Source organism: Clostridium algidicarnis, from assembly GCF_000703125.1.
GTDB lineage: Bacteria > Bacillota > Clostridia > Clostridiales > Clostridiaceae > Clostridium_L > Clostridium_L algidicarnis.
In genome coordinates this window covers 2,249,075-2,275,115 of the sequence record NZ_JNLN01000001.1, presented here as the reverse complement: position 1 = coordinate 2,275,115, position 26,041 = coordinate 2,249,075, and the positions used below count along the sequence as shown (strand labels likewise).

Below are 26,041 nucleotides of genomic sequence, written 5' to 3'. Positions count from 1 at the left end.
ACTTATCCAGGGGCGTAGCAGCCGTCATCCCCCACCTGAAGAGGATAGGGGTGTTACGGATGGTAGCCATCGGATAAATATAGAAAAGACTCCTATAGAGCCTTTTCTAAGATATATTACATTTTTTCGTGGAATGTTCTACTTATAACTTCTTTTTGTTGATCTTTTGAAAGTCTATTAAAGTTAACTGCATAGCCTGAAACTCTTATTGTTAATGTTGGATATTTTTCTGGATGTTCCATAGCATCTATAAGCATTTCCCTTTTAAGCACATTGACATTTAAGTGATGAGCCCCTTGACCAAAATAGCCATCCATTACAGATACTAAATTATTAATTTGGGTATCTTTTTCTTTTCCTAAAGCTTCTGGAATAATAGAGAACGTATTTGAAACTCCATCTTCACAGCAAGGATTATATGGTATCTTAGCTACAGAGTTTAGTGAAGCTAGCGCTCCTTCAAGATCTCTTCCATGCATTGGATTAGCTCCTGGTGCAAATGGAACTCCAGCGTTTCTACCATCTGGTGTAGCTCCAGTCTTCTTACCATAAACTACATTTGATGTAATAGTTAATACTGAAAGTGTGTGTTTTGCTCCTCTATAGGTTGGATGAGATTTTAATTCTTTTGAGAACCTTTCTACAAGTTCTACTGCAATATCATCTACCCTATCATCATCATTCCCAAACTTAGGAAACTCCCCTTCTATTTTGAAGTCTACTGTTATTCCATTTTCTCTTATAGGCTTAACCTTTGCATACTTAATAGCACTTAAAGAATCTGCAGCTACAGATAGCCCTGCTACACCAAAAGCCATAAGTCTCCCAATTTCTGTATCGTGAAGGGCCATTTGACCTGCTTCATAAGCATATTTATCATGCATATAGTGAATTATATTCATTGTATTTACATACAAACCTGCAACATACTCTAATACCTTTAGATAATTTTCTTTAACTTTATCATACTCTAAAATTCCATCTTCTATCTTTTCTATTCCAGGTACAACTAGCCTTCCTTTTTTCTCGTCAATTCCGCCATTTATAGCATATAATAATGCCTTAGCTAAGTTACATCTCGCTCCAAAAAATTGCATTTGCTTTCCTATTTCCATAGCAGAAACGCAGCAAGCAATAGCATAATCATCTCCATATATAGGTCTCATAATATCATCATTTTCATATTGAATAGAATCTGTTAAAATAGACATCTCAGCACAAAATTTCTTAAAACTTTCTGGCAACTTTTCTGACCATAATATAGTCATATTAGGTTCAGGTGCTGTTCCAAGATTAATCAATGTGTGTAAAAATCTATATGAAGTCTTTGTTACAAGGGGTGTACCGTTTTTACTTATTCCGCCTATTGATTCAGTTACCCAGGTTGGATCCCCGGCAAAAAGGTCATTATATTCAGGTGTTCTAAGATGTCTTACAAGTCTTAACTTTATTACAAATTGATCTATTAATTCTTGAGCTTGCTTTTCTGTTATAATTCCATTTTTCAGATCTCTTTCAATGTAAATATCTAAAAACGTACTTGTTCTACCAAGGGACATAGCAGCACCATTGCTTTCCTTTACTGCTGACAAATATCCAAAATATAAAAATTGAACAGCTTCTTTAGCATCTTTTGCAGGATTTGATATATCAATGCCATATTTTAATGCCATCGATTTCATTAGCTGTAGCGCCCTTATTTGCTCTGAAACTTCTTCTCTATGTCTCATAACTTCATCTAACATATCACCTTTTAAAGCCTTAAGATCTTTTTTCTTTTCACTTATCAAATAATCTACACCATATAAAGTTATTCTTCTGTAATCGCCAATTATTCTTCCTCTACCATAAGCATCAGGAAGTCCTGTTAAAAGTCCTGTAGATCTTGCTACCTTTATATCATCTGTATAAGCATCAAAAACTCCATCATTATGTGTCTTTCTAAATTTGGGGAAGTACTTTTCTATGTCCTCATCCAGCTTATAGCCATAAGATTCTAAAGACGTTTCAACCATTCTCCATCCACCCCAAGGATTCACTATTCTCTTTAAAGGTGCATCAGTTTGAAGTCCTAAAATGACCTCATTATCTTTATCAATGTATCCAGCCTCATAGTTGTCTATTCCTGAAACCCTGTCTGTAGCAACATCAATAATTCCTTTTTTAATTTCCTCAATTATTAATTCACTTGATTTTTCCCAAACCTTCTTTGTCCTTTCTGTTGGACCTTCTAAGAACTCCTTATCCCCTTCATATAACTTATAATTTTTTTGAATAAATCCCCTAACATCTATTCTTTCTGTCCATGAACCTAGTTTGAAATCTTCCCATTGTTTGAACATAGAAAACACCCCTTTTAAGTTTTTTTATATAAATCTTTTAATGTGGATCTTTTTAATGTGTGTCGTCTTTTTGCTTTTATTATCCATGATTTCATTATAATACTTTTATTCATGTTTGTTAATACCTTAACACGCTTTTATAATATTTTTAATATTCAAAACTGGCTGTAAGCATTGACTTTACTAGCTTTTAGTGATAAAATATTATTATAAAATATAACAGTAAATTTTATAAACTGATACAGTTCGTTAGCTAAATAGTTCTATTCTACTCTCTGTTTATCTTTTTATGTTTTATTATCATTTTTATGGCCTTTTAATTTAATTGCTTTAGGTTTAGGTAAAAACATAGAATTTAGCCAAACACTAGATTGGTATAGATATATAAAATGATAACTTTATTTCACAAACTTTCATTTGATAGTAAATTTCAAAAACTTAGGAGGATTTGTAATGGAAAAACGAATGTTAAACCCTACAGAAATAGCCAGTGAAGTAATAACAACTTACGAGGCAAAAGCTAACTACGCTCCCCTTAAATCATTAATTTTAGGTATCTTATCTGGAATGTTTATAGCTTTGGGTGGATTTGCTTCTGCAACAGCTTCTCATAGTATAACCAATTATAGTATTTCTAAACTAATTGCAGGTGCAGTATTCCCTGTGGGACTAATATTAGTAATAATTACAGGTACAGATCTTTTCACTGGAAACGTTTTACTTACAGTGCCTTTATTACACAAAAAGATAACATTTAAGCAATTAATAAAGAATTGGGTAATAGTATACTTCGCCAACATGGCTGGTGCAATAATTGTATCCTTATTACTATTTTACGGCGGATCTTTAGATGTAAATCACGGAGCCCTTGGGGCTTATAGTATTAAGGTAGCTTATACTAAGTCAAGCCTGCCTTTTATAAGGTCTTTTTTAAGTGGAATACTTTGCAATATACTAGTTTGTCTTTCAGTTTGGATGTCTTTTGCAGGAAAAGATATTATAAGTAAAATATTTGCTATCTTCTTCCCTATAATGGCATTTGTAGTATCTGGCTTCGAACATAGCGTAGCTAATATGTATTATTTTTCTATAGGTCTTTTAGCAAAAACAAACCCGGAATTTGTTTCTACTCTTGGTATTTCCGAGAGTCAATTACAAAGTTTAAATTTAAAAAACATTATAAGTAACCTTGTGCCTGTAACCTTAGGAAATATAGTAGGTGGAGCCCTTTTTGTAGGAGCACCCCTTTATTTAGCTTTTATACGTACCAATAAAGTCTAAATTATAATTTTCAATATTTACTAGGTTCTTAAACCATAATATAAAAATAAAATAAGCACGGCCTATATAGGTAGTGCTTATTTTATTTTGTTTTATATGTATTATCCTTAATTCCAACTATTTATTATCATATCCCACATCATCTTACCGCTCTTAGCTAAAGTAACAATTCCATATACATCGTTTGGTACACCTTTTGACATCATAGTAAATGCAAAGTTACCTTTTGGCACTTGTATAAATGATGTATCATTTTCTACTCCGCTTAAGTCGCCAGTCTTATTTGCTATATTTTCTTTAATTTCTTCTCCCATATAAAAAGCTAACTTATTTTTCATTTGCTGCTTTTTCATAATTCTTATAACCCAGCTGCTATTTTTTTTATTTAGATAGCTAGAATTGTATAAATGCTTCCAGCAAAGGCATAAATCATAACTACTAGTTATATTCTGTATTCTACTATCTACATCCTTTTCTTTTTCAACTCTTCTATTTAGTTTAGTGCTTTTTAAGTCCATTTCTTTAAAGATACTGTTAATTTTACTCATACCTACAAGATCCACAAGCTTATTTGTAGCCGTATTATCACTTTGTATAAGCATAGCAATAAGAAGTTCTATCAAACTATATTCTTTTTCTTCAAACTCATGGATTATACCATTACCCGAAACTTTATCATCTATCGAAACAGAAAGTTTATCATTAAGACTAATATTTCCTATTTCTGATTCTTTTAATATAGCCATGGCTATAGGGAGTTTGATACACCCTGCAGATATCATAGGAACGTTTTCATTATATCCATATATATACCCACCATCTAAATCCTCAAAGTAAAAACTATAATCACCTATTCTTGATTCTAAATACTTCTTAATTTCCTTCATGTTTACCTCCAACTTTAATGATTATTGTATGAATATTAAAGATATATTTTTACTTATTTAAGTGTTTCAAAATACGGTATTCTTTGTATTAGATTTAACCGCAACAACACCTCAAAGATACCTTTTTGGCATTAATTTTATATTATTTATGATGAAAGCAACTAAAACTACCTTTTATTTAATTATACACTTTAAATGATATCTATTACACATAAGATAATAATTTTGCACTTATACCAAATATGAGGACTGTTAAAATATTAGCATACTCTTTATAAAGCATTATGGTTATATATCATACCCAAGTTTTATAAATATAATTAAATAACCATATATGCTTCTACTTAATATAGATTTTTATTTTATTACATTTAAAGCAACTAGTATTATAAATATAGCCGCTACGGATAATCTATATATTGCAAATGTTCTCATAGGTTTTTTCTTTAAGAATGCTATAAATCTGTCTACTACTAATAATGCTGTAATAAAAGCTACAACAAAGCCTACTGCTAGTGCAATCTTTTCATTAGCAGCCACAGATGAAAAGTCGAATTTTTTAAGTTCAAGTCCTGATGCTCCTATCATTACAGGAATAGCCAAGAAAAATGAGAATTCTGTAGCAACTGTTGTTGAAAGCCCAGCTACCCATCCTCCCATTATGGTAGATGCCGATCTAGACATTCCAGGCCACATAGCAAGACACTGAAATAACCCTACTTTAAAAGCCTGCCCATAACTAATATCCTCTAATTCTCGTACTACAGTGTTACTATTTTCTCTTTTCCTAAAGTTATTTTCAATAACTATAAGAAGTATACCCCCTACTACAAATCCAATGATTACAGTTTTACTATTAAAAAGATATTGTTTAATAATCTTATTTAAAGCAAATCCCATTATCATAGCTGGTATTGTCGCTACAATTATATTAAGCCAAAACCTTATACCTTTTTTCTCAAGTTTAAAGAAAGATACTATCATTTCTCTTATTTTTGCCCAATATAAAACTACTACTGCAAGTATTGCTCCAAGTTGTATAACCACTTCATACATATCAGAAAAATTGCTACCATTAAACTTAATTAAATCCCCCACTAAAATCATATGCCCTGTAGATGATATAGGTAAAAATTCAGTTATTCCTTCTACAATAGCTATAATAATTGCCTTAAAAATTATTAACATATATTTATTTCTCCCCTTTTAGAAAATTTGGTTTTTAATATTATATTTTAATATATACTTATCTATTATAAGGTATATTAATAACTTTTGTCTATTGATTGGCTTATCAAAATAATAAATACTTTATTATTTATAAATAGTAGCTATTCTTTTAACTTTTTCCTCCACATCATTTACACTTATAAATCTAGCTTCTCTTATGGTTTCTTTTTCTTCTACATATAATAGTACAACTGGAATTGTAAATATAGAATATCTTTCCATAGCAAGTTTAACATCATCAATTTCTATATATGCTGCTTTAATGTTAGGGTATTCTTTTAAAACCTTACTAATCTTAGGCAATAATGCCATACAAACCCCACAAGTTTCATCCCCAAAATAAAGAAAACTAAAATCATTGTTTTTAATAAATTCTTCAATTTCCTCTAATGAATTTAATTTAATCATAAAGCATACCTCCTACTTTTTATACTTTTATATTAATACCCCCATTAGGTATTTGCAAGTGATTCATAATCTTTATTATTTATACGTAAAAAAAGCTTGTATATTCAAGTATACAAGCTTTTCTTTATTATTTATTATTCTTATATAATCTTTCTACTTGATCCCAATCTACAACTTTCCACCATGCTTCTATATAGTCAGGTCTTTTGTTTTGATATTTTAAATAGTAAGCATGTTCCCACACGTCTAAAGCTAAAATAGGTATATTACCATCTGTTATTGGATTATCCTGATTTGGTGTAGACACAATTTGAAGTTTTCCATCTTTATTTAAAACAAGCCATGCCCACCCACTTCCGAATCTTGTAGCTGCAGCTTTACCAAAGTCTTCTTTAAATTTATCAAAGCTTCCGAATACCTTGTTTATCTCTTCTTTTACCTGCCCTTTTGGTTCTCCACCTTTATTAGGGCCCATAAAGTCCCAAAACATAGAGTGATTATAGTGACCTCCTCCATTGTTTCTTACCGCTACCCTTATATCCTCTGGTACTGAGTCTATATCTTTTAGAAGTTCTTCTAATTCCTTATTTTCAAGTTCAGGATGTTTTTCTAATGCAGCATTAAGGTTATTTATATATGCTGCATGATGCTTAGTATGATGTATTTCCATAGTTGCTTTATCTATATATGGTTCTAATGCATTATAATCATATTTAAGTTCTGGTAATTTATATTTCATTTAAATTCCCTCCATTTATTTTTATTAAATTTGTTTTTATAACTTTAGTTTTAATTTATTGATTATTCTTATTATATCATAGTTGATATTAATAATCAATATCGTTTATATTTATTTAATGTTATAAACGTAGATAAAGAATATACTAAAGATAAGTATCTTTAGTATATTCTTTATGCTGATTTTTATTCTAATAATTATTTTTTGTAATTAATTATTATTTCTCTTACAGGTGTTTTTCCATCTTCCGAAAGAATTATTTTATTTTCACCTATCTTAAGTTTTAAATCAAAGTATTGATTAACTTTGTAATACTCCATTCCATCTATACTGGCGTAATATTCCTTTACCATAGAGCTGTCTTTAAATGCACCTACAACAAACTGTAACTCTTCATCTTTATCTGCACTAGGATCTTTTTTCATAAGAATAAATGTAGCTTTATCATCGCTTTTAGCATTAGAGTACTCCTTGTACGGACTTACCTCAAATAATTCACTACTGTTTACGTATAAAGAAGGATTTTCATAAGACTTTAAACCTTTTATTTCTGGCATATTTCCTTCTGGTAGATAATTTATAAATGAATTACTTTTTTTAACCCCAATAAAGTTATTATCAATAGGTATTGAATAAGAATATAAATATTTTGAAATTTCTTTTTTATATTTCCCTAAATTTTTGGATTTTTTTATCCCTATTGTATCTATATCACTTTTCAAAAGTTCTATAGCATTTAATGGAATATCATCTTTGTAAAAGCAGGCATTATTAGCCACATCTATAGCCACCCACTTATTTAAGTCTTTACTCCACACTTCTGATATGTATAAAGATGAATCCTTTTTATTAAATTGACCATCCTTAACTTTAAATTCACCAACTCTTGCTTGTACACCCACAGACCTTAAAGCTTGTGTAAAAACTATACTCATATCTTTATCAGAAGCCTTTTTAGCATCTTTTAAAGTATCTATTATTGACTTTGCATCTTCTTTACCACTTATACTACCTTTGTTAAATTCAAACATTTCATAGGTCCACTCCAATATTTGTTCAGCTTTATCCATATCTTTTTCTAACCCATCTACTTTAGAGGATAATTCATATTCATTGGATAAACTTTTCAAATAATCAGATTCAAAATCTTCATTATAAAACTTTATATTGGTACCTGTGTAAATATTATCCCATTTTTCGACTAATACACCTTTGGATTTACTTAAACTATTCTTACAACCAAAAGCAAATGTGCCAAAAGCAGACACAATAATTAGAATTAATATACCTTTTTTTACTACAGATTTCATAAATTAAAACCTCACTTAACTTTTTATTTAAATTCTATTTTATGATAAAATTATATACTAAAAGCTCAAAGTTTCCTATAGTAATTAGATCTTTTTAAATCTTTTACAAAAAGTGTCTCTTCAAAATATTTTTGAAGAGACACTTTTTAACTTTTATATTTAAGTTTAATAGATATTTTATTCTATAGTAGGCCCTGCTTTTACTACATCATTTGAAACTTCTTTAAACTTTTTGAAATTGCTATTAAACTTTTTAGCAAGTTCTATAGCTTTTTCATTATAGCTTTCTTTGTCTTCCCATAAATTAATTGGATTTAATATTTCACTTGGAACACCCTTACATTCCATTGGCATCATCACCTTAAATATTGGGTGTTCTTCCCACTTAGTATCCTTTAATCCACCCTCTATAGCTGCTGTAACCATAGCTCTTGTATATGGTAATTTCATTCTAGAACCTACTCCATAAGGGCCACCACACCATCCAGTGTTAATAAGATATACATCTACTTCGTTACTATCTATTCTCTCTCCTAAAAGTTTAGCATATACCGCTGGATTCATTAACATAAAAGGTTCTCCAAAACATGCAGAAAATGTAGCTTGTGGTTCTTTAATTCCTCTTTCTGTACCAGCTAGCTTACTTGTATATCCTGACATAAAGTGATACATAGCTGCTTCCTTAGATAACTTTGAAATTGGAGGCAATACACCAAAAGCGTCTGCTGTTAAGAATATAATAGTATTAGGGTTTTTACCCTTACCACCTGGTTGTATATTATCAATGTGGCTTAGGTTATAAGCTGCCCTAGTATTTTCTGTAAGGCTATCATCATCGTAATTTGGGATTCTATTTTCATCTAAAACAACATTTTCTAATAAAGCTCCAAATCTTATAGCTTCATATATATCTTTTTCTTTGTCTTTATCTAGGCTAATGGTTTTTGCATAGCAACCACCTTCAAAATTGAAGACGCCTTCATCCCACCAACCATGCTCGTCATCTCCTATAAGTTTTCTTTTAGGATCTGTAGATAAAGTAGTCTTACCTGTTCCTGATAGTCCAAAAAATATTGCTACGTCTTCATTTTCTCCTACATTAGCAGAACAATGCATTGGGAATACTCCCTTTAAAGGTAACAAGAAATTCATAACAGAAAACATGGACTTTTTGATTTCTCCTGAATATTGAGTTCCACCTATCAAAACTATCTTTTTATCAAAATTCACCAATATAAAAGCTTCTGAGTTTATTCCATCTTTTTTGCCATCAGCTTTAAATCCTGGAGCTGAAATTACTGTAAAATCAGGCTTATCTAAAAATTCTTTATCATAATTGTCATATCTTCTAAATAATTGGCTTGCAAAAAGCGCCTGAGAAGCATATTCACATACTGCCTTTACAGATAGCTTGTACTTTTCTTCCGCTCCTACAAAGCCATCAAAAATGTAGGCATCTTTATCTTCTAAGTAATCTAAAACTTTTTTATAAAGATTGTCGAAAACGTCTTCATTTATAGGAAGATTTGTGTCTCCCCAGTTTATTTTATCTTCAATGCTCTTTTGCCTTACTATAAATCTGTCTTTAGGTGAACGTCCTGTATATTTGCCTGTTTCAACAACTAATGCCCCACTTTTTGAAAGACATCCTTCTCCATTTTTTAAAGCGTCTTCTATAAGCTTTGCCTCTGGTAAATTTTCATATACATTTTTTACTTTTAAATTTAAATATGATAGACTGTTTAATCCCATATTTCTTCCCCCTATAATATATAATCTCTTTACAATCAAATTATCACATAATAGTTTGTTTTTTGCAATAAATATTTTGTTTTTATATTTAAAAGATTATGTTGATGAATTTATTCCTTCATTAAGACACCTTTTTTATTCATTAGTATATTCTTTATATTATATAAAACAACTATAGGATAAAACTTGCTCGAATTATACTAAAAAAAATCATAGTGGATCATTATGTGTTAATTACCCAGCCCATCATATCTTTTTATTGAAATTTTAAATATTAGTTTTGATATAAAATAATATATTAATATGATAACAACTACTATATTATTAATAACTACATTATCTTTTAATAATATAGTGTTAGCTGGTAAGTATCCTATTAAGGCAATAGGGAAAACTGTCATAACCATATTTTTCACTACTTCCGGGAAAATATTTATTGGATAGTTCGTTAAATCTAATGTAGTCATTATAGAATCATAGGGGGTATATGTATATCTTGTATAGAATAATACACTAAGCGAAGTCAACGCAATTGAAGCTATGAATAAGACTCCTAAAATAGACAACCCCACCATCTTCAATAATATAATAGAAGTAATACTTTTATTCAGCTCTTTTAGACAAAAAAAGAATAAAGTTATATAAACTATGATATTCACAAGTGGTTGTATGCTAACTTCTCTCATTCTTAAATGTAGAACAATATCTAATGGTTTTGTTAGCATCATTTCTAATTCTCCATTAAAAATGTATCTTTTTAAGTTCCTATAGTTTCCATATAAGATACTATATATAGACATGTTCAAAGAAGCTATGGCATATATTAACATTATCTCATACTTACTCCAATTAGCTATATTAGTGATATTATTATACAGTATCTCTATATAAGATAAGCTAATTATCATGTTTATTATAACCATAAAAAATCCAATTAAGAAATCCTTTCTATAATTAGTTAAGTTTTTAAAATTATATTTAACTAAAGCAAATACTATTCTTATATTATATAATGCCTTTTTAACCACCATATATTATCACATCTCTCTCAGAGCTTCTAAAAGTTACTCTAATTAGTATAAGAAATATTAAAATCCAAGCTATTTGCAAAAATAAGAAAACCATATTATTATAGCTTCCATTAATTAAAGTAGTTGTAGGTCTATAAACAATTCCTGGAAAAGGACTATATTTTAAAATATTATTTAATTCTTTTGGAAGAAAGTCTAACGGAAACATACTTCCTGAAAAAAATGTGAAAATCGATTGCTTTACAATGTTAAGTCCCCAACTATTTTCAAACCAAAAGGTTAATAAACCCATTAATATATCGAATAGCATATAGGTAAAGACCCCCATAACCCCTAATAATACAAACCAAAATAAGTTCTCACCTGTTATATTTGCATTTGAAAAAGATAAATAAATAATAAAAACAGGCGCTAATATCAATACATTACTTGCTGCTATACCTATATTTTTGTAAATCACATTGTAAGGGTAGTATGTTGGTTTTACTAAATAATTCATAATATTTCCGCTTCTCATATCTAAACTCATAAAATAAATATTTGGATATGATATTAAACATGATAAAAATACACTTGAACCTATATAAATTTTATAGCTATTCATAGTCCAATTAGCTATTCCATTATATTTAAAAATACTACTCCAAAGAAAACTTAAAAATATATACCTAAATATAACCATTACTATCAGATCAAATATTATTCCAATATCATGAAATTGAATCTTTGAGCCCATCTTTATCCATATTGCATATTTTTTTAAAATATTCATTTTATTATACTTACCCTTCATATATATTTAGAATTATTTGTTCAAAGTTTGTAGTTGATAAATTGAAATTATTAGGTGCCAATTCCTTATCTAATAATTCCATAATTTTAAAAGGTATTGAATTATCTTCTTTATTAAAATATATTAATAAACAATTCTCTTTATATTCTATATGTTTGATATTCTTTTGGTAATCACCTAACATTCTCCCTAACTCATCTATACTCAATAATTTGTTAGGAGATTTTAATGTTATTATATATTCACTTGCATAGGTTTCATAAAGCGTACTTATTGAATCATCAAAAATTAATTTCCCTTTATTTAAAATCAATATCCGATTACATAAATTTCCCACATCCTTTAAATCGTGAGATGTAAAGATAATAGTATTCTCAATCTCTTTATGGATCTCTAGAATAGTATCAAATATCTTTTCTTTAGTTAAAATGTCAAGTCCAATAGTTGGCTCGTCTAATAATAACAATTTTGGCATACATAATAAATTACCAGCTACTTCACATTTCATTCTCTGTCCAAGACTTAATTGCCTCGCTGGTCTATATAATAAATCATTTAACTCCAACATTTGATCTAGCCATCTTAATCTTTCTTGAAATTCGTCCCTAGGTATATCGTATATTCTACTAATAATTTCATAAGAATCTGTCACCTGCAGATTATCCCATAGCTGTCCTCTATGTCCAAATATAACACTCATATTTTTTTTAAATTCTTCACCTATAACTTCTTTACCATCCAAAGTTAATTTAATTTCCCCACTGGTTTCTGACAGTACTCCGCATAATATCTTTGTTAATGTTGATTTCCCTGCTCCATTAAGTCCTATTAATCCACAGATTTCACCTGATTTTATAGAAAAAGAGATATCATTAAGTGCTTGAATACTTCTTTTCTTTCTTTTAAACAGAGAGTCCCCTTTTTCAATTATTCTATATTCTTTTGATACACCATTTAATGAAATTTCCATTTTACACCCCTATATAACAGAATTCATATTAAGCTTTTAAAAATCTATAATATAACTTTTTAATAATAAAGGCATGCCTTTTCAAAATAGATATTGTAAGGTTTTGTTAGATACATATATCCCACTCCTACTAATTTAATTTTATCATAGTAAGTTTCTTTAATAAACACTATATTATCACTCCTTTGGAGTATATTTGAATATACAAGGTAAATGCTAAATTTATTTTGCCTTTCAATTCATGGATTTACTATGATATACTAATATAAGAAAATTATAAAATAAAAAAGGTGATGTACTTATATGGGAACAAAGCCAACTAAAAATGGCAAAAAGGGTTTTGGATATACTTTTAAATTATTAATCATTATTTTTACTACATTATTTCTACTCCTAAGCTTTTCCTTTGCGTTTAAATTAGGTATCGAAAATACTTTTAATACTTTATCAACCTTTATAAATCATTCTTTATACTCTATTAAAGGTGACATTATAGATATAAAATCCTACTATAATACTTTAAATAATGAAGGAAAAAAAGGTGCTAATGTAGACGAAATAATTATTACCTTAGCAGGAAAGCTTAATTGTAATGATGCAATACCTACTACATCTAAAGGTAAATTAAAATACTTAATGAATTTAGATAGTTTAGTAGACCAAGATACAGTTACCTTCTTATCCCTTAACAAAAGTAGCACATTAAAAGCTGAGGAGCCTTTTATAAACAGTATTAATTCTTCTTTAGAGGTTCTTAATTTATCAAATATCGAGGGAAATGCTAACTTAGATTATCTAAAGCATTCAAATACCTTTAACATTTACAACGCCCTGCATCTTAATGTAAAAGGTATAAATATAGTGTTTTTTGAGTATGATGAATCGCTTATGGATAATGATTCCTTGTTAACCTTAAAAGAAGATATCTATGAATTAAAATCTAAAGATACCTTTTTAATTCTAGTTAGTAAAGCTCCAAAAGAGAACATTAAGGAAAGTAATAAAATAAGCCACTCCCTTATAAAATCTGGCGCTGATATAGTAATGTATTTAGATAGTACAAACTACTCTGTAGAACAATATAAAAATAAATTTATAATTAAAGGCTTACCTCCTTTAATGTCTAAGGAAGAAGAAATATCACCCCTCCCTTTGTATCAACTTAGCATAGTTTTTTCTGAGAAAAGTCTTGTTTCTATTGGTATTAAGGTGTGGCCTTTTAAATTAAATTATGAGTTGTCGCATAACATGTATATCCCACAATTATGTGACAAAAATCAAGGTAAACCACTTATTAATCTACTAAATAAAAATAGTAGAAACTTAAGTTTCCCTTTAAGTGATAAATTTAACTTTATAAACATTAATTCTTTAAATACAAAATAAAAATAGTAGTTTAACTTATCTTTATGTAAATGGGTATTAATTAATGATAAGCTAAAAGCTACATATTCTTTCAAGGTGGTGTCTAAAATAAATATAAAATCTTTTTTCAGCATAATTACGTCTAAACTAATCTTAAAAATATCTCAAAGTTTTTTGCAAGGTGGTAGTAACTTTCCAGGTAAAGTAGCATTAAAAATAGATAAAGATATATTAAAAATCATAAGTAAGGGTTATAAAACTATAATCATAACAGGTACTAACGGGAAAACGACTACCACAAGTGCCACTGTAAATATATTTAGGCAAAAAGGTTATGAGGTTATAACTAATAATACTGGTGCAAATATGTTTCCTGGAATTGTATCTTGCTTTTTAGATAATTATAAGTTTTTTAAAACAAAATCTACAAAAGATAAAGTGGCAATTTTAGAGGTTGATGAGGCTAACGTTAAGTTTATAACAGAATATATTAAACCTGAAGTAATAAGCATAACCAATCTTTTCAGAGATCAATTAGATAGATATGGTGAAGTTTACATAACCTTAGAAAAGATTCTAGAAGGAATAAAAAAATCGCCTACCTCAACTTTAATATTAAATGGTGATGAATCACTTCTAGGAAATCTATCAGTACCAAACCCTTTAAGGTACTATGGATTTAATAGCTTTAATTTAGGTGATAAAACTATTGAATTAAATGCTGATGCAAAATTTTGCACTGTATGTAAATCTCCCTACAAATATAATTTTATAACATATAATCATTTAGGTGACTTTCTTTGCGATAATTGTGGTTATAAAAGGCCCCTTTTAGATTATCATATAGATAATGTTATTACTTTAACCTCTAAAGGCTCCTCTTTTATTGTAAATGATGCAGAGTTCTTTATGCCTCAATCTGGAACATATAATATATATAATGCTTTGTGTGCTTATTCTATAGCAAAGTTTTTTAATATTAAAGATTCTATAATTTCTACTTCTTTATTAAAACAAGATGCAAGTTTTGGAAGACAAGAATCCATTGATATAGATGGAAAAGAGGTCAATATAATCTTAGTTAAAAATCCTGCAGGATATAACCAAGCAATCGATACCTTATCGCTAGGTAAAGATCCAATGTCTATAGCGTTTTTGTTAAATGATAACTATGCAGACGGAAGAGATGTTTCTTGGATTTGGGATGTGAGCTTTGATAAGCTAAATAGCCTTCCTATTTGCGATGTTATAATTGGCGGATATCGTAAATATGATATGGCTGTAAGACTAAAAATTAGCGGTTTAAATCAAGACAACTTTAAATTAAGTGCTAGCGATGATGAAGTATTAAATAATATAATAGGATGTGAGTCTAATAAAGTATATGTACTAACTACCTATACAGCTATGATTAATTTTAGAAAACACCTAAATTCAAAAGGATATCTAAAAAAACTTTGGTAAAATAAAGGAGAGTATAATATGGAACTTAATATATGTCATCTATATCCTGATCTTTTAAATGTTTATGGAGATGTTGGAAACATTGATATATTAAAATATAGAGCATCAAATAGAGATATAACTGTAAATACCTATAACGTCTCTTTAGGAGATGAATTTGATCCTCTAAAATACGATATCGTATTTTTTGGTGGTGGACAGGATTATGAACAATCCATTGTATCTAATGACCTAATTAAATATAAAAAAGATCCTTTATCTAAGTATATAGAAGATGGTAAGGTCCTTTTAGCTATTTGTGGTGGCTACCAACTACTTGGTAAATACTACACCACAGCTTCTGGCACTAAATTAGAGGGTCTGTCTTTATTAGATATTTATAGCGAAGCTTCAGATGTTAGATTTATAGGTAATACTATAATAAAAAATGAAACCTTTAACGAAACCTATGTAGGCTTTGAAAATCACTCTGGAAGAACTTATATAGGTGATTTAAAACCTTTAGGTAAATGTCTAGAAGGCTTTGGTAATAACGGCCAGGATGGCAATGAAGGTTGCATTTATAAAAACACCTTTTGTACTTATTTTCATGGTTCTTTACTTTCTAAAAACCCTGAACTTGCAGATAGGCTTCTTTTAACCGCATTAGAAAATAAATATAAAGAAGATATAACATTAACTCCTTTAGATGATGATTTAGAGTTAAAAGCGAAAGATCATATTATAAAAACCTATCTAAAAAAATAAAAAGATTGAGCTTGAATAATGTATTCTAGCTCAATCTCTTTTTATATTCTTAAATATTTAAGTACACGTATTTAACTATCTTTATTTACCTTTTATCTAATTTGTTTTTTAATATCCATTACATTATAATTTAGTTAATTACTAATTCCATCTAAAAGGAATTTCCATACTAACTTGTCACCACTCCTTAAAGTATAGTCTGAAGCTCCTATTCCTGGCTTAACACCATTAACATAATAACACCACCCACTAGATTTTCCTTGAGATCTTTCTTTTAATCCCGCAATACTAGAAAAGTATCCAGATTTTACAACGGGAGGCTCTATGCCACTATCACTTAAAATCTTTCTAGTAACCGTTTCTACTTTCTGGCCCTCAATATTTACATATCCAGAAGCTATAACATCTCCAGTGATATCATTGACTATGGTTACATTAAGTTCTTGCTTCTTTTCTGGTTCCTTTGTATTTGTGTTATTTTTAGTTTCAGTCTTTACTTCATTATTTTTGATTTCACTACTTTGTATATCACTTTTTGATTCTTTGCTAGGCTCTGAAACCTTTGTTTCAAACTGTAACTTTTTATTTTCTACACTGTCCTTCTCATTTACAGTTTCTTTATTTTCTTCTAACTTATCTTTATTTTCTTCTTCTAAAGTGATCTTTTGGTCATCATCCAAAATAGGCTCATCTTTAGCTTCTTCTACTTCAGATATTGTGCTACTATCTAAGCCCTTAGTACTTAATTTTAATTGTTGTTCCTTGGTAAAGGATTTTGAAAAAAGCATCCCACCTACACTAATTAAAATTACAAATGCTAAGACACCTAACTTTTTTTTCATATACTTCGCCTCTACTTTATTTAATTTTTTTAATTCCTGAAATAATGAAGGCAAAAGATACAATAATCATGGAATAAAAATTTATAAGGCTACCTGTTTTAGGTAATACATCAACTGATGATTTATTTGCATTTTTATTGTCTTGTACTACATTATCATTTACAATTTCTTCTGTCTCTTTAATTTCACCACTCTTATCTTCTTCACTTTCTTTTATCTTAAAAGAAGGAAGATTTTTAACATCTTTAGATCCCTTATAATAATCGTATACTCCATTTTTACTAAACTCATCTAAACTTATAAGAGCTCTTAAAGCTTCCTCTGTAGAAATATAATTATTTTTAGACTTATCATCATGATTAAATTGTCCATTATCTCCACTATAAGATAAAAGTGCTGACACTAGGTCACCTTTTTCTTTAGTAAACATCTCTCCTTCAGGATTTATTCCCAGGGAAGTAAGAGCTATTATAGCAAAAGAATTAGTCTCACTAGCAATACCATATTGACCTAAAATATCACCATTTTCATTTTGTAATAAAGCTAAAGTTTTTACAGCCTCATCCACTGAATCCTTTACCTTCTTATTATCTATACCTTCTATTTCTCTTCCTCTATAATAAGGTGATAGCGCGCTGATTACAACTGCTGTCATATCTGGATCTATTTTGTCACCATACCATGTCCATCCTACTAGGTTCTTATCATCTGCTTTATAAGATAGTTTTAAATTTAATAGTGATTCTATTAATTCCTTTTCTCCAATCTTATAGTCATCTTTAAGATCTAAATAATTATAAGCAAGTAGTCCAAAGGCTACCTCATTATTATAAAAATCATTAAGGTTTCTATTATATAGTTCTTCCACTAAGTTATGTCCTGCAAAATCATAAGAAGAGTATCCTAAAGCTGTAAGTGCCATTATTTTCGACTCTATATCTATTGCATTTAGCTCACTCAAACCTTCTTTTTCTATCTCTTCTACCCAATCTTTTAAATAACCTTCATCTGACTTAATCCCATATTTATCTAGAGACAAAGCTGCCCATGAGTTAGATGAATTGTTTTTGATATAATTTAAAGTTAATTCTAGTTGACCTTTTATATCCTTTGATTTTTTTACTTCTTCTTTTTTTATTGAGTTATCATCATTAAAATATATAAGAGGTTTGTTTAAATTGTCTATAACAAATTTACCTCTATCTTTTATAACTATTGGAAATTTATCTTTTTCATATCCACTAATACTATATTGATGTTCTCCCTTTTTTAAAGCTTCTACTACTATTTTTCCTTCTGCATTTGTAATATATTCTTTATCATCTATAGTAACTTTAGCATTTTTTATTGGATGAACTATATCTTTATTTGATACATAATCAAAATTTTTGAATGAAAATATCATTTCAAATGGTTCATTTTCTTTTATTACTTCTTTGTTAAAGTCTATAGTGTTTATATAAGGGGTATCAAAGTTGCCATAATAAACTACTATATTGTCGCCTTTATTTAATTTATAGCTATCTATTGATAAACCAGCAGCCTCTACCTTAGTTCCATTTTTAACATAGTATAACCATCCGTCATACCCGCCAAATTTTCCACTATTAACTCCACTTATGCCCTTTATAAACTTTCCATACTGACTATCTTCTGCCTCAAGGCTTATATTGTTTTTCTTTAAAACCTTCTCTAAAACTTCATAGGCAGTAGTACCAGTTTCTGTTCCTTCTATTATAGTTTTATCAGGGGCTTCAACCCTTATACTTACTTCTTCACCAATTACTTCTGATGCCTTAGTTATATTTAAAGCACCAAATTGAAATATAAGTAGCATAGCTCCTACAAATAAACTGATATATTTATTAAACTTTCTTAACCCTTTTTCCATTTAACTCACTCCATTCTTTTATTTTTTTAAATCTTTATGTTACTTAAATTTTAACTTTTATTTAGTATAAGTATAATATAACCTATCCTTATATCTATTTAATACGTTATAAAATTTATCATATAATATTAATACAAATATAAAATTACCTACAGCATGCATTATGTCGAAGGGAAGCCCTGTTGCATAGGCAGCTAATATAGTCTTCCAGTTAATCGGCCTTACAAAGCCTATAACATGCCATATATTCATTATCCAATCAAAAGCAAAGCCATAAATAAAGCAAATTAAGGCAAACATTTCTATGGATGGCTTTTTATTTTTTAAACCTATAAGTCCTGAAACAGCTCCAACTATGCCCCAAGCCATCATTTGCCATGGGGTCCATGGACCTTGGCCTAAAAATATATTTGATATAAAGGCTGCTGTGCTACCTACTAAAAATCCTTCATAACTTCCAAAAACAAGTCCTGATAATGCCACCAAAAAAGTAGTAGGCTGAACACCTGGTATACCTGAAAAAGGCACCCTACTTACAGCTGCTACAGCACTTAAAGTAGCTATTAGAGCTATTTCCTTAGTTCCTTTTTTGCTCTTTTCTAAATATAGAAAGTTTATAACTAAGGTTGCAATTACAAATACCGTTAAGTAAAAAGAAAGTTTATCATAATCCTTTAATGTTAGACTTATAATAGCCATTGAAAATGGCATTAGTATAGATATTATCATTATTAACTTCTTCATAGTGTTCTCCTTAAGTCCTTTTTGTAAAAAGTATTTACATCTTCTAGCTTAAAAACATTTTTATTTATATTGTTAAATAGCTTATGTAGGGTAGTAGTATAATAAAACCCTTCTTTAAATACCTTTTGCATATCACCGTCAGAAGTTATCTTTCCATTAAAAAGCATTATAAATCTATTTGCTACGTTTGCTGCAAAGTCCATATCATGAGTTATCAAGATTATAGTAACACCCGTGCTGTTAATTTCTTTTAATATTTCTTGCAATCTTTTCTTATTTTCGTTATCAAGTCCTCTTGTAGGTTCATCTATTAATAAAACCTTAGGCTCTAAAACTATCATTGTTGCTATTGCTAGCCTTTGCCTTTCTCCACCACTTATATCTCTTGGGTTTTTATCTTTTAAATGTTCTAAATTAAGTCTTTTAATAACCTTATTTATTTTTTCCTCATCTTTTATGTTGTAATTATCTAAAGTAAATTTAATCTCATTATATACCGAATCTCTAGATATATAATCATTAGGGTTTTGAGATACATATCCAATGCTTTTATAAAAATCTCTTTTATTTATATCCTTTATATTTTTGTTTTGAAATCTTATGTCTCCCTTATATTCAATTAAATTCATAATAGCTTTGAAAAATGTAGATTTTCCTGCTCCATTAGGACCAATTAAAGCACAAAAATCTCCTTTTTGTATATTTAAATTTATATTATTTAATACTAAATTATCATCATAGTTAACTTTTAAATCCTTAATAGATATTTCGCCTTCCCCTTTTTCCTTATTTGAAAAAAGCCTACCTAATAAGAATTTACTCTTTGCTTCTTTATGTTCTTTATTTTCATTAGGACTTTCTGCTATTTTTATCTTTCTACCTAATTGTTTTTCCATGATTATTCTAGCATTTTTAAAGGTCTTTGGACTTTCTCTAATATCCATACATCTCAAAGCCTCAATGTAGGATGGCATAAAACTACTATTATTTGTATTCAAAAAGTCTTCTGGAATTCCGAAAAAGTCTATTTCTCCTTGTTGCATGAACATTACCTTGTCAGAAAACTCCATCCACCTTTCCATTCTCTGTTCTATTACTATAATTGTTACACCTAGTTCTTCATTTATCTTTTTAATTAAATTTATGATTTCTTCAGCTGAAGATGGGTCTAACTGTGATGTTGGTTCATCTAATATTATACATTCATCTCTCATAGCTAAGGCTGAAGCAATAACTACCTTTTGCTTTTCTCCTCCTGAAAGAGTTTTTATATCTCTATTATAAAAGTCTAAGAGACTACAAAATTGAAGTGATTCAAATAGCCTTTTTTGAATATCTGAGGTTTCAAGTCCTATGTTTTCAAGTCCAAAGGCTATCTCTCTATGTACTTTATTCATAATTAATTGTTTTTCAGGGTCTTGAAATACCATAGATACATTTCGCCTATGATTATCACCTGTTTCATTAATACAATTAACTCCTTCAATTTCTATATTTCCCTTTAGCCTTCCACCATAAAAGTTCGGTATGCTGCCTGATATTACCTTAGCTAAGGTGGATTTTCCTGATCCAGATTTCCCAATTACTAAAACAAATTCTCCCTTTTCTATATCTATATTTATATCTTTTAATGAGTCATTAACAGCATTTGGATACTTATAACTCAAATTGTTCAATTTAATGTGATTCATCTTAGTTTTCCTTTCTAGTGATTGTACTTTTTATTATAAAAAAGTTTGTAATAGCGCTAAGTGTTATTATGCTCCCTATAGTTAATGAATATATTGATATCATATTTATATTTTTAAAATTATTGTAAATATCAAAGTTAACTTTATAATATTTAGATATTACAAAGTAGCTAATAAAACTTATAACTGACATGGATATAACTAAAACATCACTAAAAAAATATTCTTCCTTTTCGTATATTCCTCTATTTCCTCTAAGTGAACCTCTTATGTAACAAGATTCTGCTATATCAAAGGAATTTTCTAAAGAATCTTCAAGGAGTATTGAAAGTATTGGAATGGAACTTTTTATTCTAGCCCTTATGCCTTTTACTTTATAATCAAGTCCTCTTATAGTGTATATGTCTTTAAGAGTATTTAATCTATTTTCCATATTAGGTATAAGTTTAATTCCTATTAGCATCATAAGTGAAGTCTTTGGTAATTTGTTTGAAAAATATGAAACTGCTCTATCAGAATCTATCATAAGTTCTAATGAAATAAATATAATAAATACTATAAGTATTTTATAACTCATTATAAGGGCATAAACTATTACTTCTAAATTTATCTGCCTTCCCAAAATGATTATTAATTTAGTGTTTCCTGCCTGTACAAAAAATGAATTTATAATTAAAGTCACTAATGCTAATGAAAAAAGGTAAGGCAAGGATCTTTTGTATTTATAAAACCCCTTATATAAATAAGCTACAGTAAGATTCCATATAAGTATCGATGTTAATATAATAAAATTATTAGTTAACAGGGAAATAAATAGCATAATAAGATTTATAATAATTGTTGTCATAGTATGATATCTTTTCAATAAAGCCCACGTCCTTTAAGGTGTTTTGTTTCCTAAATATTTTAAAGCTATCTTTACATAATAGTTAAATTTGCATCTTAACTTAAATATTATGTACCTAATCTTTATTTAAAATGCAAAAAGCCGAACTTAAAAGTTCGGCAAAGATTCAAAGTTTTTAAATCTCTACCTTCCCTCCGAAGGCAATTAAAATTTATGCATCTTAAAGAAATAACAATAAAGTATACTAGTATACTTTATATATTTAATTACTTTTTAGATGTTTTAAAGAAAATATAAGATATCCTGGCTTGCACTTCTTCCTCTTGGTAGCCTTCCCAGAAAATCCAGTGGCTATTACCTTCGTCCATGCTTACAGTAGCGGGGGCTGCTACGGGATTCAACCGTATTCCCTTATATATTCTATATTAAATTTATATTATAATAAGTTTATCATTAAAATCTTTAATAGTAAACATTCTATCTTTAAAATAAATAAGATTCTAATTAAGTTATACCTTTATGAGTTTAAATTTAACAATATATTTTATATATTAAACAGTAAGGGTGTATTATCTATAAATTTTGGGAAACAATAAGTTTATAAATCTTATGGTGGTGATTATATGAATATTACAAGTATTTCTGTATCTTATGTATTCTTAGTTATACTTATTATTAACCTATTGTGTTTTTTATATTTCAAATTTTTATTTGTATCTTCTTCAAAGGAAAATAAAAAACATGATGCTATAGTAGGCGATATGAAAGATCCAGATTCCTGGCGTAAAACTAATAACAGGATGTCCTATACTTCTTTATTTTGGTCTTTAATTTCATTAATACTATTTATATATACAAAATTCTTTTTAAGCTCTAAGCTTATAAACATATTCATTCCTTTTGCATACATATTTATTATAATCATAAGCTTTTTAGTATTGTCTAGAAAAAAATGATTATTGAAATAAATATTTTAGTTTGGTATATAGTTTAAGAGTAGCTCTATAAATAATAAAGTGCTACTCTTATTTCTACTAATATATATAAGCTATATTTTATTTAAACTTCTAAAATAACTATCTTAACTAATATATTTTATTAATTTAACTTTTCATCTTTTTTAAAAGATATCCAACCTTTTTTATTTAAATATTTAAGGTATAAGATAAGTCTATCATATATAGGATCACACTTATCTCCAAACTTTCCAAAAAGCATTTTTCCAATATCATGTATGTTATTTTTCCCATCTATTAAAAGCCAAACTGCACTTCCCATACTATCAAGTTCAACATCACTTTTATAAGGCTTTTTCACAAGCCATCTTAGTGCCTTTTCTAAAGGTTTATCATGTATAAATATAAGATACACGCTTCCTTTTCTTACCTCATATAAATCATGTTTTATTATTGGAATATAAAGAAGAAAATTATCGGAGTCATCTTTTGCTTCACTTGATGATGATTTCCACATATATGATCCTCCTAAAATTTTAGGAGAGCTTAGCTCTCCTATTATACTAATTATTATCTATTTTAACAGTATATCTATAGAACAATGTGGCAAATATAAATAACACTACTGCTGACGTCCAGTTACTGCCAGCTATACTTGGCATTATTTTAGGACCTATTGCAAGAGCTGAATCTAATTTTAATGCTGCAAATATTGCTATTATTATTCCAACCAAAGCATCTCCAGCCACTAAACCTGATGCAGTAAGTATTCCTTTTTCATTTTGAATCTTAAGTTGATTTTGATCTTTCTTATATTTCTTTTCTACAAGTACTCTTAGAATACCACCTATTAATACACCAGCACTTAGGTTTATTGGTAAGTATAATCCTAATGCGAAAGGAAGCACTGGTATTCCCATAAGTTCACACATGAATGCAAGAGTCATTCCAGCTATAACAAGTGTCCAAGGTAACTCTCCACTCATAACACCTTGCACAATCATAGCCATCATATTGGCTTGAGGAGCTGGTACATCTGCTGATCCTAATCCGTAAACATTACTTAACATAAGTATTACAGCTCCAATAACAACAGAGGATACAACTATTGCTATAAACATACTAATTTCAACCTTTTTAGGAGTTCCTCCTATAATAAATGTGGTTTTCAAACTTTGTGCCGATCCACCTGCTACAGCTACAGCTACACAAACTATAGAAGATGCTATTATTGCTGCTAACATCCCTGCATCTCCAATTTTTCCTGTAGCCTTTAATATACCTGTTATAAACAATAAAGATGCAATAGTCATACCTGATATAGGGTTATTTGAAGTACCTATAAGCCCTACTATTCTAGCAGAAACTACTGCAAAGAAGAATGAACATATAATTGCGAGTATGGCACCAAGCCAGCCTGTTCCAACTGTCTTTGGCATAATCCAAGATAAAACAAATACTAATACAGAACCACCTATAACCCATGTGATTGGTAAGTCCTCATTTTTTGACATATCCGCATTAGATTTCATACCTGATAAAGCTGTTTTAAAAGATCTTACTATAGTTGGCATAGATTTTATTATACTTATAAGTCCACCAGCAGCTACTGCACCAGCACCTATATACTTTACGTAGGAAGCTGAAATTTCTTTTGCTGACATTTCAGAAATTAATTTTACAGATGGAAATATTACAGTATTTATGCTATCCCCAAAGTACTTTATTAGTGGTACTAGTGTAAAATTAGCAACTAATGCTCCCGCAAACATATACATAGCTATTTGTATTCCAACGATGTAACCAACTCCGAGTAAGGATGCCATAGCATCTATTCCAAATACAGTTCCATGAAATGGCTTTATAATCCATACTGGAGATTCTCCCCACAATTGAAACGCACCAGAAAAGAACTTATATATACCTCCACCTAAAAGACCTGTCATCATGTTTCTAAAACCACTTCCACCTGCACTACTATTCACAAGCACTTCAGCAGTAGCCATGGCTTCTGGATATATAAGGTTTCCATGTTCTTCAACCATTAAATATTTTCTAATTGGTATGACAAATAAAATTCCAAGTAATCCTCCTAATATAGCCACTATAATAATGGTTGTTAGCTTTAATTCATGTCCTAATACTATAACCGCAGGAATAATAAAAATTAATCCTCCTGCAAGTGACTCTCCCATAGATGCCATAGATTGAATAATATTTGTTTCTAGTATATTATTTTTTTTAAATATTCCCTTTAATATTGATGTTGCTATAATAGCTGCCGGAATACCAGCTGCTATAGTCATGCCTACCTTTAGTCCAAGATAAGTATTAGCAGCGCCAAAAATAATAGCAACTATACATCCAAAAACTATGGATATAACAGTTATTTCAGAGAATGCATCTTTTACAGAAATATAAGGTATATAATCTTCTCCTTTAATATCTCCGTAAGCTGTACTAGATAGTCCTTTTTTTTCTTCCATTACATTTACCCCCCTATTTGATTACATCTATTAAAGTATATGAATCTTTCCTTCTGCAAATCCCTATAAGTTAATATTTTCATGTTAAATCTTAAAGTAAGCAAGCATAAATTATAATGATAAAAGTTCTGATACAATCATTGTGAAAGCCTTTAAAATATATTTATAACTTTAACCACCCCTTCGTAGCAATATTTTTAATCAGTATTAACTAGTATTTTATATACTATAATTATACATTCATCAACATACAAAAATCAACAGT

Annotated in this window: 22 protein-coding genes and 1 riboswitch; of the genes, 5 read left to right on the top strand and 17 right to left on the bottom strand. The window is 29.0% G+C overall.

Annotated elements, in window-relative coordinates; all coding sequences use genetic code 11:
* Window positions 1–116: 116 nt before the first annotated feature.
* Window positions 117–2,342 (bottom strand): formate C-acetyltransferase, encoded by a 2,226-nt coding sequence (pflB, locus tag BV55_RS0110760; RefSeq protein ID WP_029452828.1) that lies wholly within the window; start codon window positions 2,340–2,342, stop codon window positions 117–119.
* 453 nt (window positions 2,343–2,795) lie between these two features.
* Here pflB and BV55_RS0110755 point away from each other — a divergent pair, with 453 nt between their 5' ends.
* Entirely contained in the window at window positions 2,796–3,623 is an 828-nt protein-coding gene (locus BV55_RS0110755; RefSeq protein WP_029452827.1) for a formate/nitrite transporter family protein, read from the top strand.
* A gap of 107 nt (window positions 3,624–3,730) precedes the next feature.
* Here the strand turns inward: BV55_RS0110755 and BV55_RS0110750 are convergent, their stop codons facing one another.
* The 9 genes from BV55_RS0110750 to BV55_RS0110710 all read right to left on the bottom strand — a co-directional run bounded on the left by BV55_RS0110750 (window position 3,731) and on the right by BV55_RS0110710 (window position 12,743).
* Window positions 3,731–4,510, bottom strand: a complete 780-nt coding sequence (locus BV55_RS0110750) for a serine hydrolase (RefSeq protein WP_029452826.1) — start codon at window positions 4,508–4,510, stop codon at window positions 3,731–3,733.
* 357 nt (window positions 4,511–4,867) lie between these two features.
* Window positions 4,868–5,698, bottom strand: coding sequence for an undecaprenyl-diphosphate phosphatase (locus BV55_RS0110745; protein WP_029452825.1), 831 nt, complete (start codon window positions 5,696–5,698; stop codon window positions 4,868–4,870).
* Between the two features lie 126 nt (window positions 5,699–5,824).
* Window positions 5,825–6,148, bottom strand: coding sequence for a thioredoxin family protein (locus tag BV55_RS0110740; RefSeq protein ID WP_029452824.1), 324 nt, complete (start codon window positions 6,146–6,148; stop codon window positions 5,825–5,827).
* Window positions 6,149–6,275: 127 nt separating this feature from the next.
* Window positions 6,276–6,887, bottom strand: coding sequence for a superoxide dismutase (locus tag BV55_RS0110735; protein ID WP_029452823.1), 612 nt, complete (start codon window positions 6,885–6,887; stop codon window positions 6,276–6,278).
* Window positions 6,888–7,084: 197 nt separating this feature from the next.
* On the bottom strand, window positions 7,085–8,197 hold the full coding sequence (locus BV55_RS0110730) for a transglutaminase domain-containing protein (protein ID WP_051652491.1): 1,113 nt from the start codon (window positions 8,195–8,197) through the stop codon (window positions 7,085–7,087).
* A 177-nt stretch (window positions 8,198–8,374) separates the two neighbouring features.
* On the bottom strand, window positions 8,375–9,949 hold the full coding sequence (gene pckA, locus BV55_RS0110725) for a phosphoenolpyruvate carboxykinase (ATP) (protein ID WP_029452821.1): 1,575 nt from the start codon (window positions 9,947–9,949) through the stop codon (window positions 8,375–8,377).
* 230 nt (window positions 9,950–10,179) lie between these two features.
* Complete coding sequence (locus BV55_RS0110720; RefSeq protein ID WP_029452820.1) at window positions 10,180–10,980, bottom strand: ABC transporter permease; 801 nt, start codon at window positions 10,978–10,980, stop codon at window positions 10,180–10,182.
* Window positions 10,970–11,752 (bottom strand): ABC-2 family transporter protein, encoded by a 783-nt coding sequence (locus BV55_RS0110715; protein WP_029452819.1) that lies wholly within the window; start codon window positions 11,750–11,752, stop codon window positions 10,970–10,972. The genes BV55_RS0110720 and BV55_RS0110715 overlap by 11 nt, the downstream gene beginning before the upstream one ends.
* Before the next feature lie 10 nt (window positions 11,753–11,762).
* Window positions 11,763–12,743: an ATP-binding cassette domain-containing protein gene (locus tag BV55_RS0110710; protein WP_029452818.1), complete on the bottom strand. Its 981-nt coding sequence runs from the start codon at window positions 12,741–12,743 to the stop codon at window positions 11,763–11,765.
* Window positions 12,744–13,046: 303 nt separating this feature from the next.
* Here BV55_RS0110710 and BV55_RS0110700 point away from each other — a divergent pair, with 303 nt between their 5' ends.
* The 3 genes from BV55_RS0110700 to BV55_RS0110690 all read left to right on the top strand — a co-directional run bounded on the left by BV55_RS0110700 (window position 13,047) and on the right by BV55_RS0110690 (window position 16,319).
* Window positions 13,047–14,129, top strand: coding sequence for a hypothetical protein (locus tag BV55_RS0110700; protein WP_029452817.1), 1,083 nt, complete (start codon window positions 13,047–13,049; stop codon window positions 14,127–14,129).
* Window positions 14,130–14,207: 78 nt separating this feature from the next.
* Window positions 14,208–15,572: a Mur ligase family protein gene (locus BV55_RS0110695; protein WP_029452816.1), complete on the top strand. Its 1,365-nt coding sequence runs from the start codon at window positions 14,208–14,210 to the stop codon at window positions 15,570–15,572.
* A gap of 18 nt (window positions 15,573–15,590) precedes the next feature.
* On the top strand, window positions 15,591–16,319 hold the full coding sequence (locus tag BV55_RS0110690) for a type 1 glutamine amidotransferase (protein WP_029452815.1): 729 nt from the start codon (window positions 15,591–15,593) through the stop codon (window positions 16,317–16,319).
* A 134-nt stretch (window positions 16,320–16,453) separates the two neighbouring features.
* Here BV55_RS0110690 and BV55_RS0110685 read toward each other — a convergent pair whose 3' ends face one another.
* From BV55_RS0110685 to BV55_RS0110665, 5 genes are read right to left on the bottom strand one after another with little or no spacing between them, the layout of a single operon-like run.
* Complete coding sequence (locus BV55_RS0110685) at window positions 16,454–17,161, bottom strand: DUF4430 domain-containing protein (RefSeq protein ID WP_157469648.1); 708 nt, start codon at window positions 17,159–17,161, stop codon at window positions 16,454–16,456.
* A gap of 16 nt (window positions 17,162–17,177) precedes the next feature.
* A complete protein-coding gene (locus tag BV55_RS0110680; RefSeq protein ID WP_029452813.1) occupies window positions 17,178–19,052 on the bottom strand; it encodes a DUF4430 domain-containing protein in 1,875 nt (624 codons plus the stop codon).
* 57 nt (window positions 19,053–19,109) lie between these two features.
* Window positions 19,110–19,796 (bottom strand): ECF transporter S component, encoded by a 687-nt coding sequence (locus BV55_RS0110675; RefSeq protein ID WP_029452812.1) that lies wholly within the window; start codon window positions 19,794–19,796, stop codon window positions 19,110–19,112.
* Window positions 19,793–21,487 (bottom strand): ABC transporter ATP-binding protein, encoded by a 1,695-nt coding sequence (locus BV55_RS0110670; protein WP_029452811.1) that lies wholly within the window; start codon window positions 21,485–21,487, stop codon window positions 19,793–19,795. Before BV55_RS0110670 ends, BV55_RS0110675 begins: the two co-directional genes overlap by 4 nt.
* A gap of 1 nt (window position 21,488) precedes the next feature.
* The gene (locus tag BV55_RS0110665; RefSeq protein WP_198023215.1) at window positions 21,489–22,109 is read right to left on the bottom strand and encodes an energy-coupling factor transporter transmembrane component T; all 621 of its coding nucleotides are present in this window, start codon (window positions 22,107–22,109) and stop codon (window positions 21,489–21,491) included.
* Between the two features lie 501 nt (window positions 22,110–22,610).
* Window positions 22,611–22,787, bottom strand: a riboswitch (cobalamin riboswitch).
* 170 nt (window positions 22,788–22,957) lie between these two features.
* Between BV55_RS0110665 and BV55_RS0110655 the strand changes: the two genes are divergently transcribed.
* Window positions 22,958–23,290 (top strand): membrane protein, encoded by a 333-nt coding sequence (locus BV55_RS0110655; RefSeq protein ID WP_029452809.1) that lies wholly within the window; start codon window positions 22,958–22,960, stop codon window positions 23,288–23,290.
* Between the two features lie 142 nt (window positions 23,291–23,432).
* Here the strand turns inward: BV55_RS0110655 and BV55_RS0110650 are convergent, their stop codons facing one another.
* Complete coding sequence (locus BV55_RS0110650; RefSeq protein ID WP_029452808.1) at window positions 23,433–23,807, bottom strand: PqqD family protein; 375 nt, start codon at window positions 23,805–23,807, stop codon at window positions 23,433–23,435.
* A 46-nt stretch (window positions 23,808–23,853) separates the two neighbouring features.
* Complete coding sequence (locus BV55_RS0110645; protein ID WP_029452807.1) at window positions 23,854–25,776, bottom strand: OPT family oligopeptide transporter; 1,923 nt, start codon at window positions 25,774–25,776, stop codon at window positions 23,854–23,856.
* Window positions 25,777–26,041: the final 265 nt, after the last annotated feature.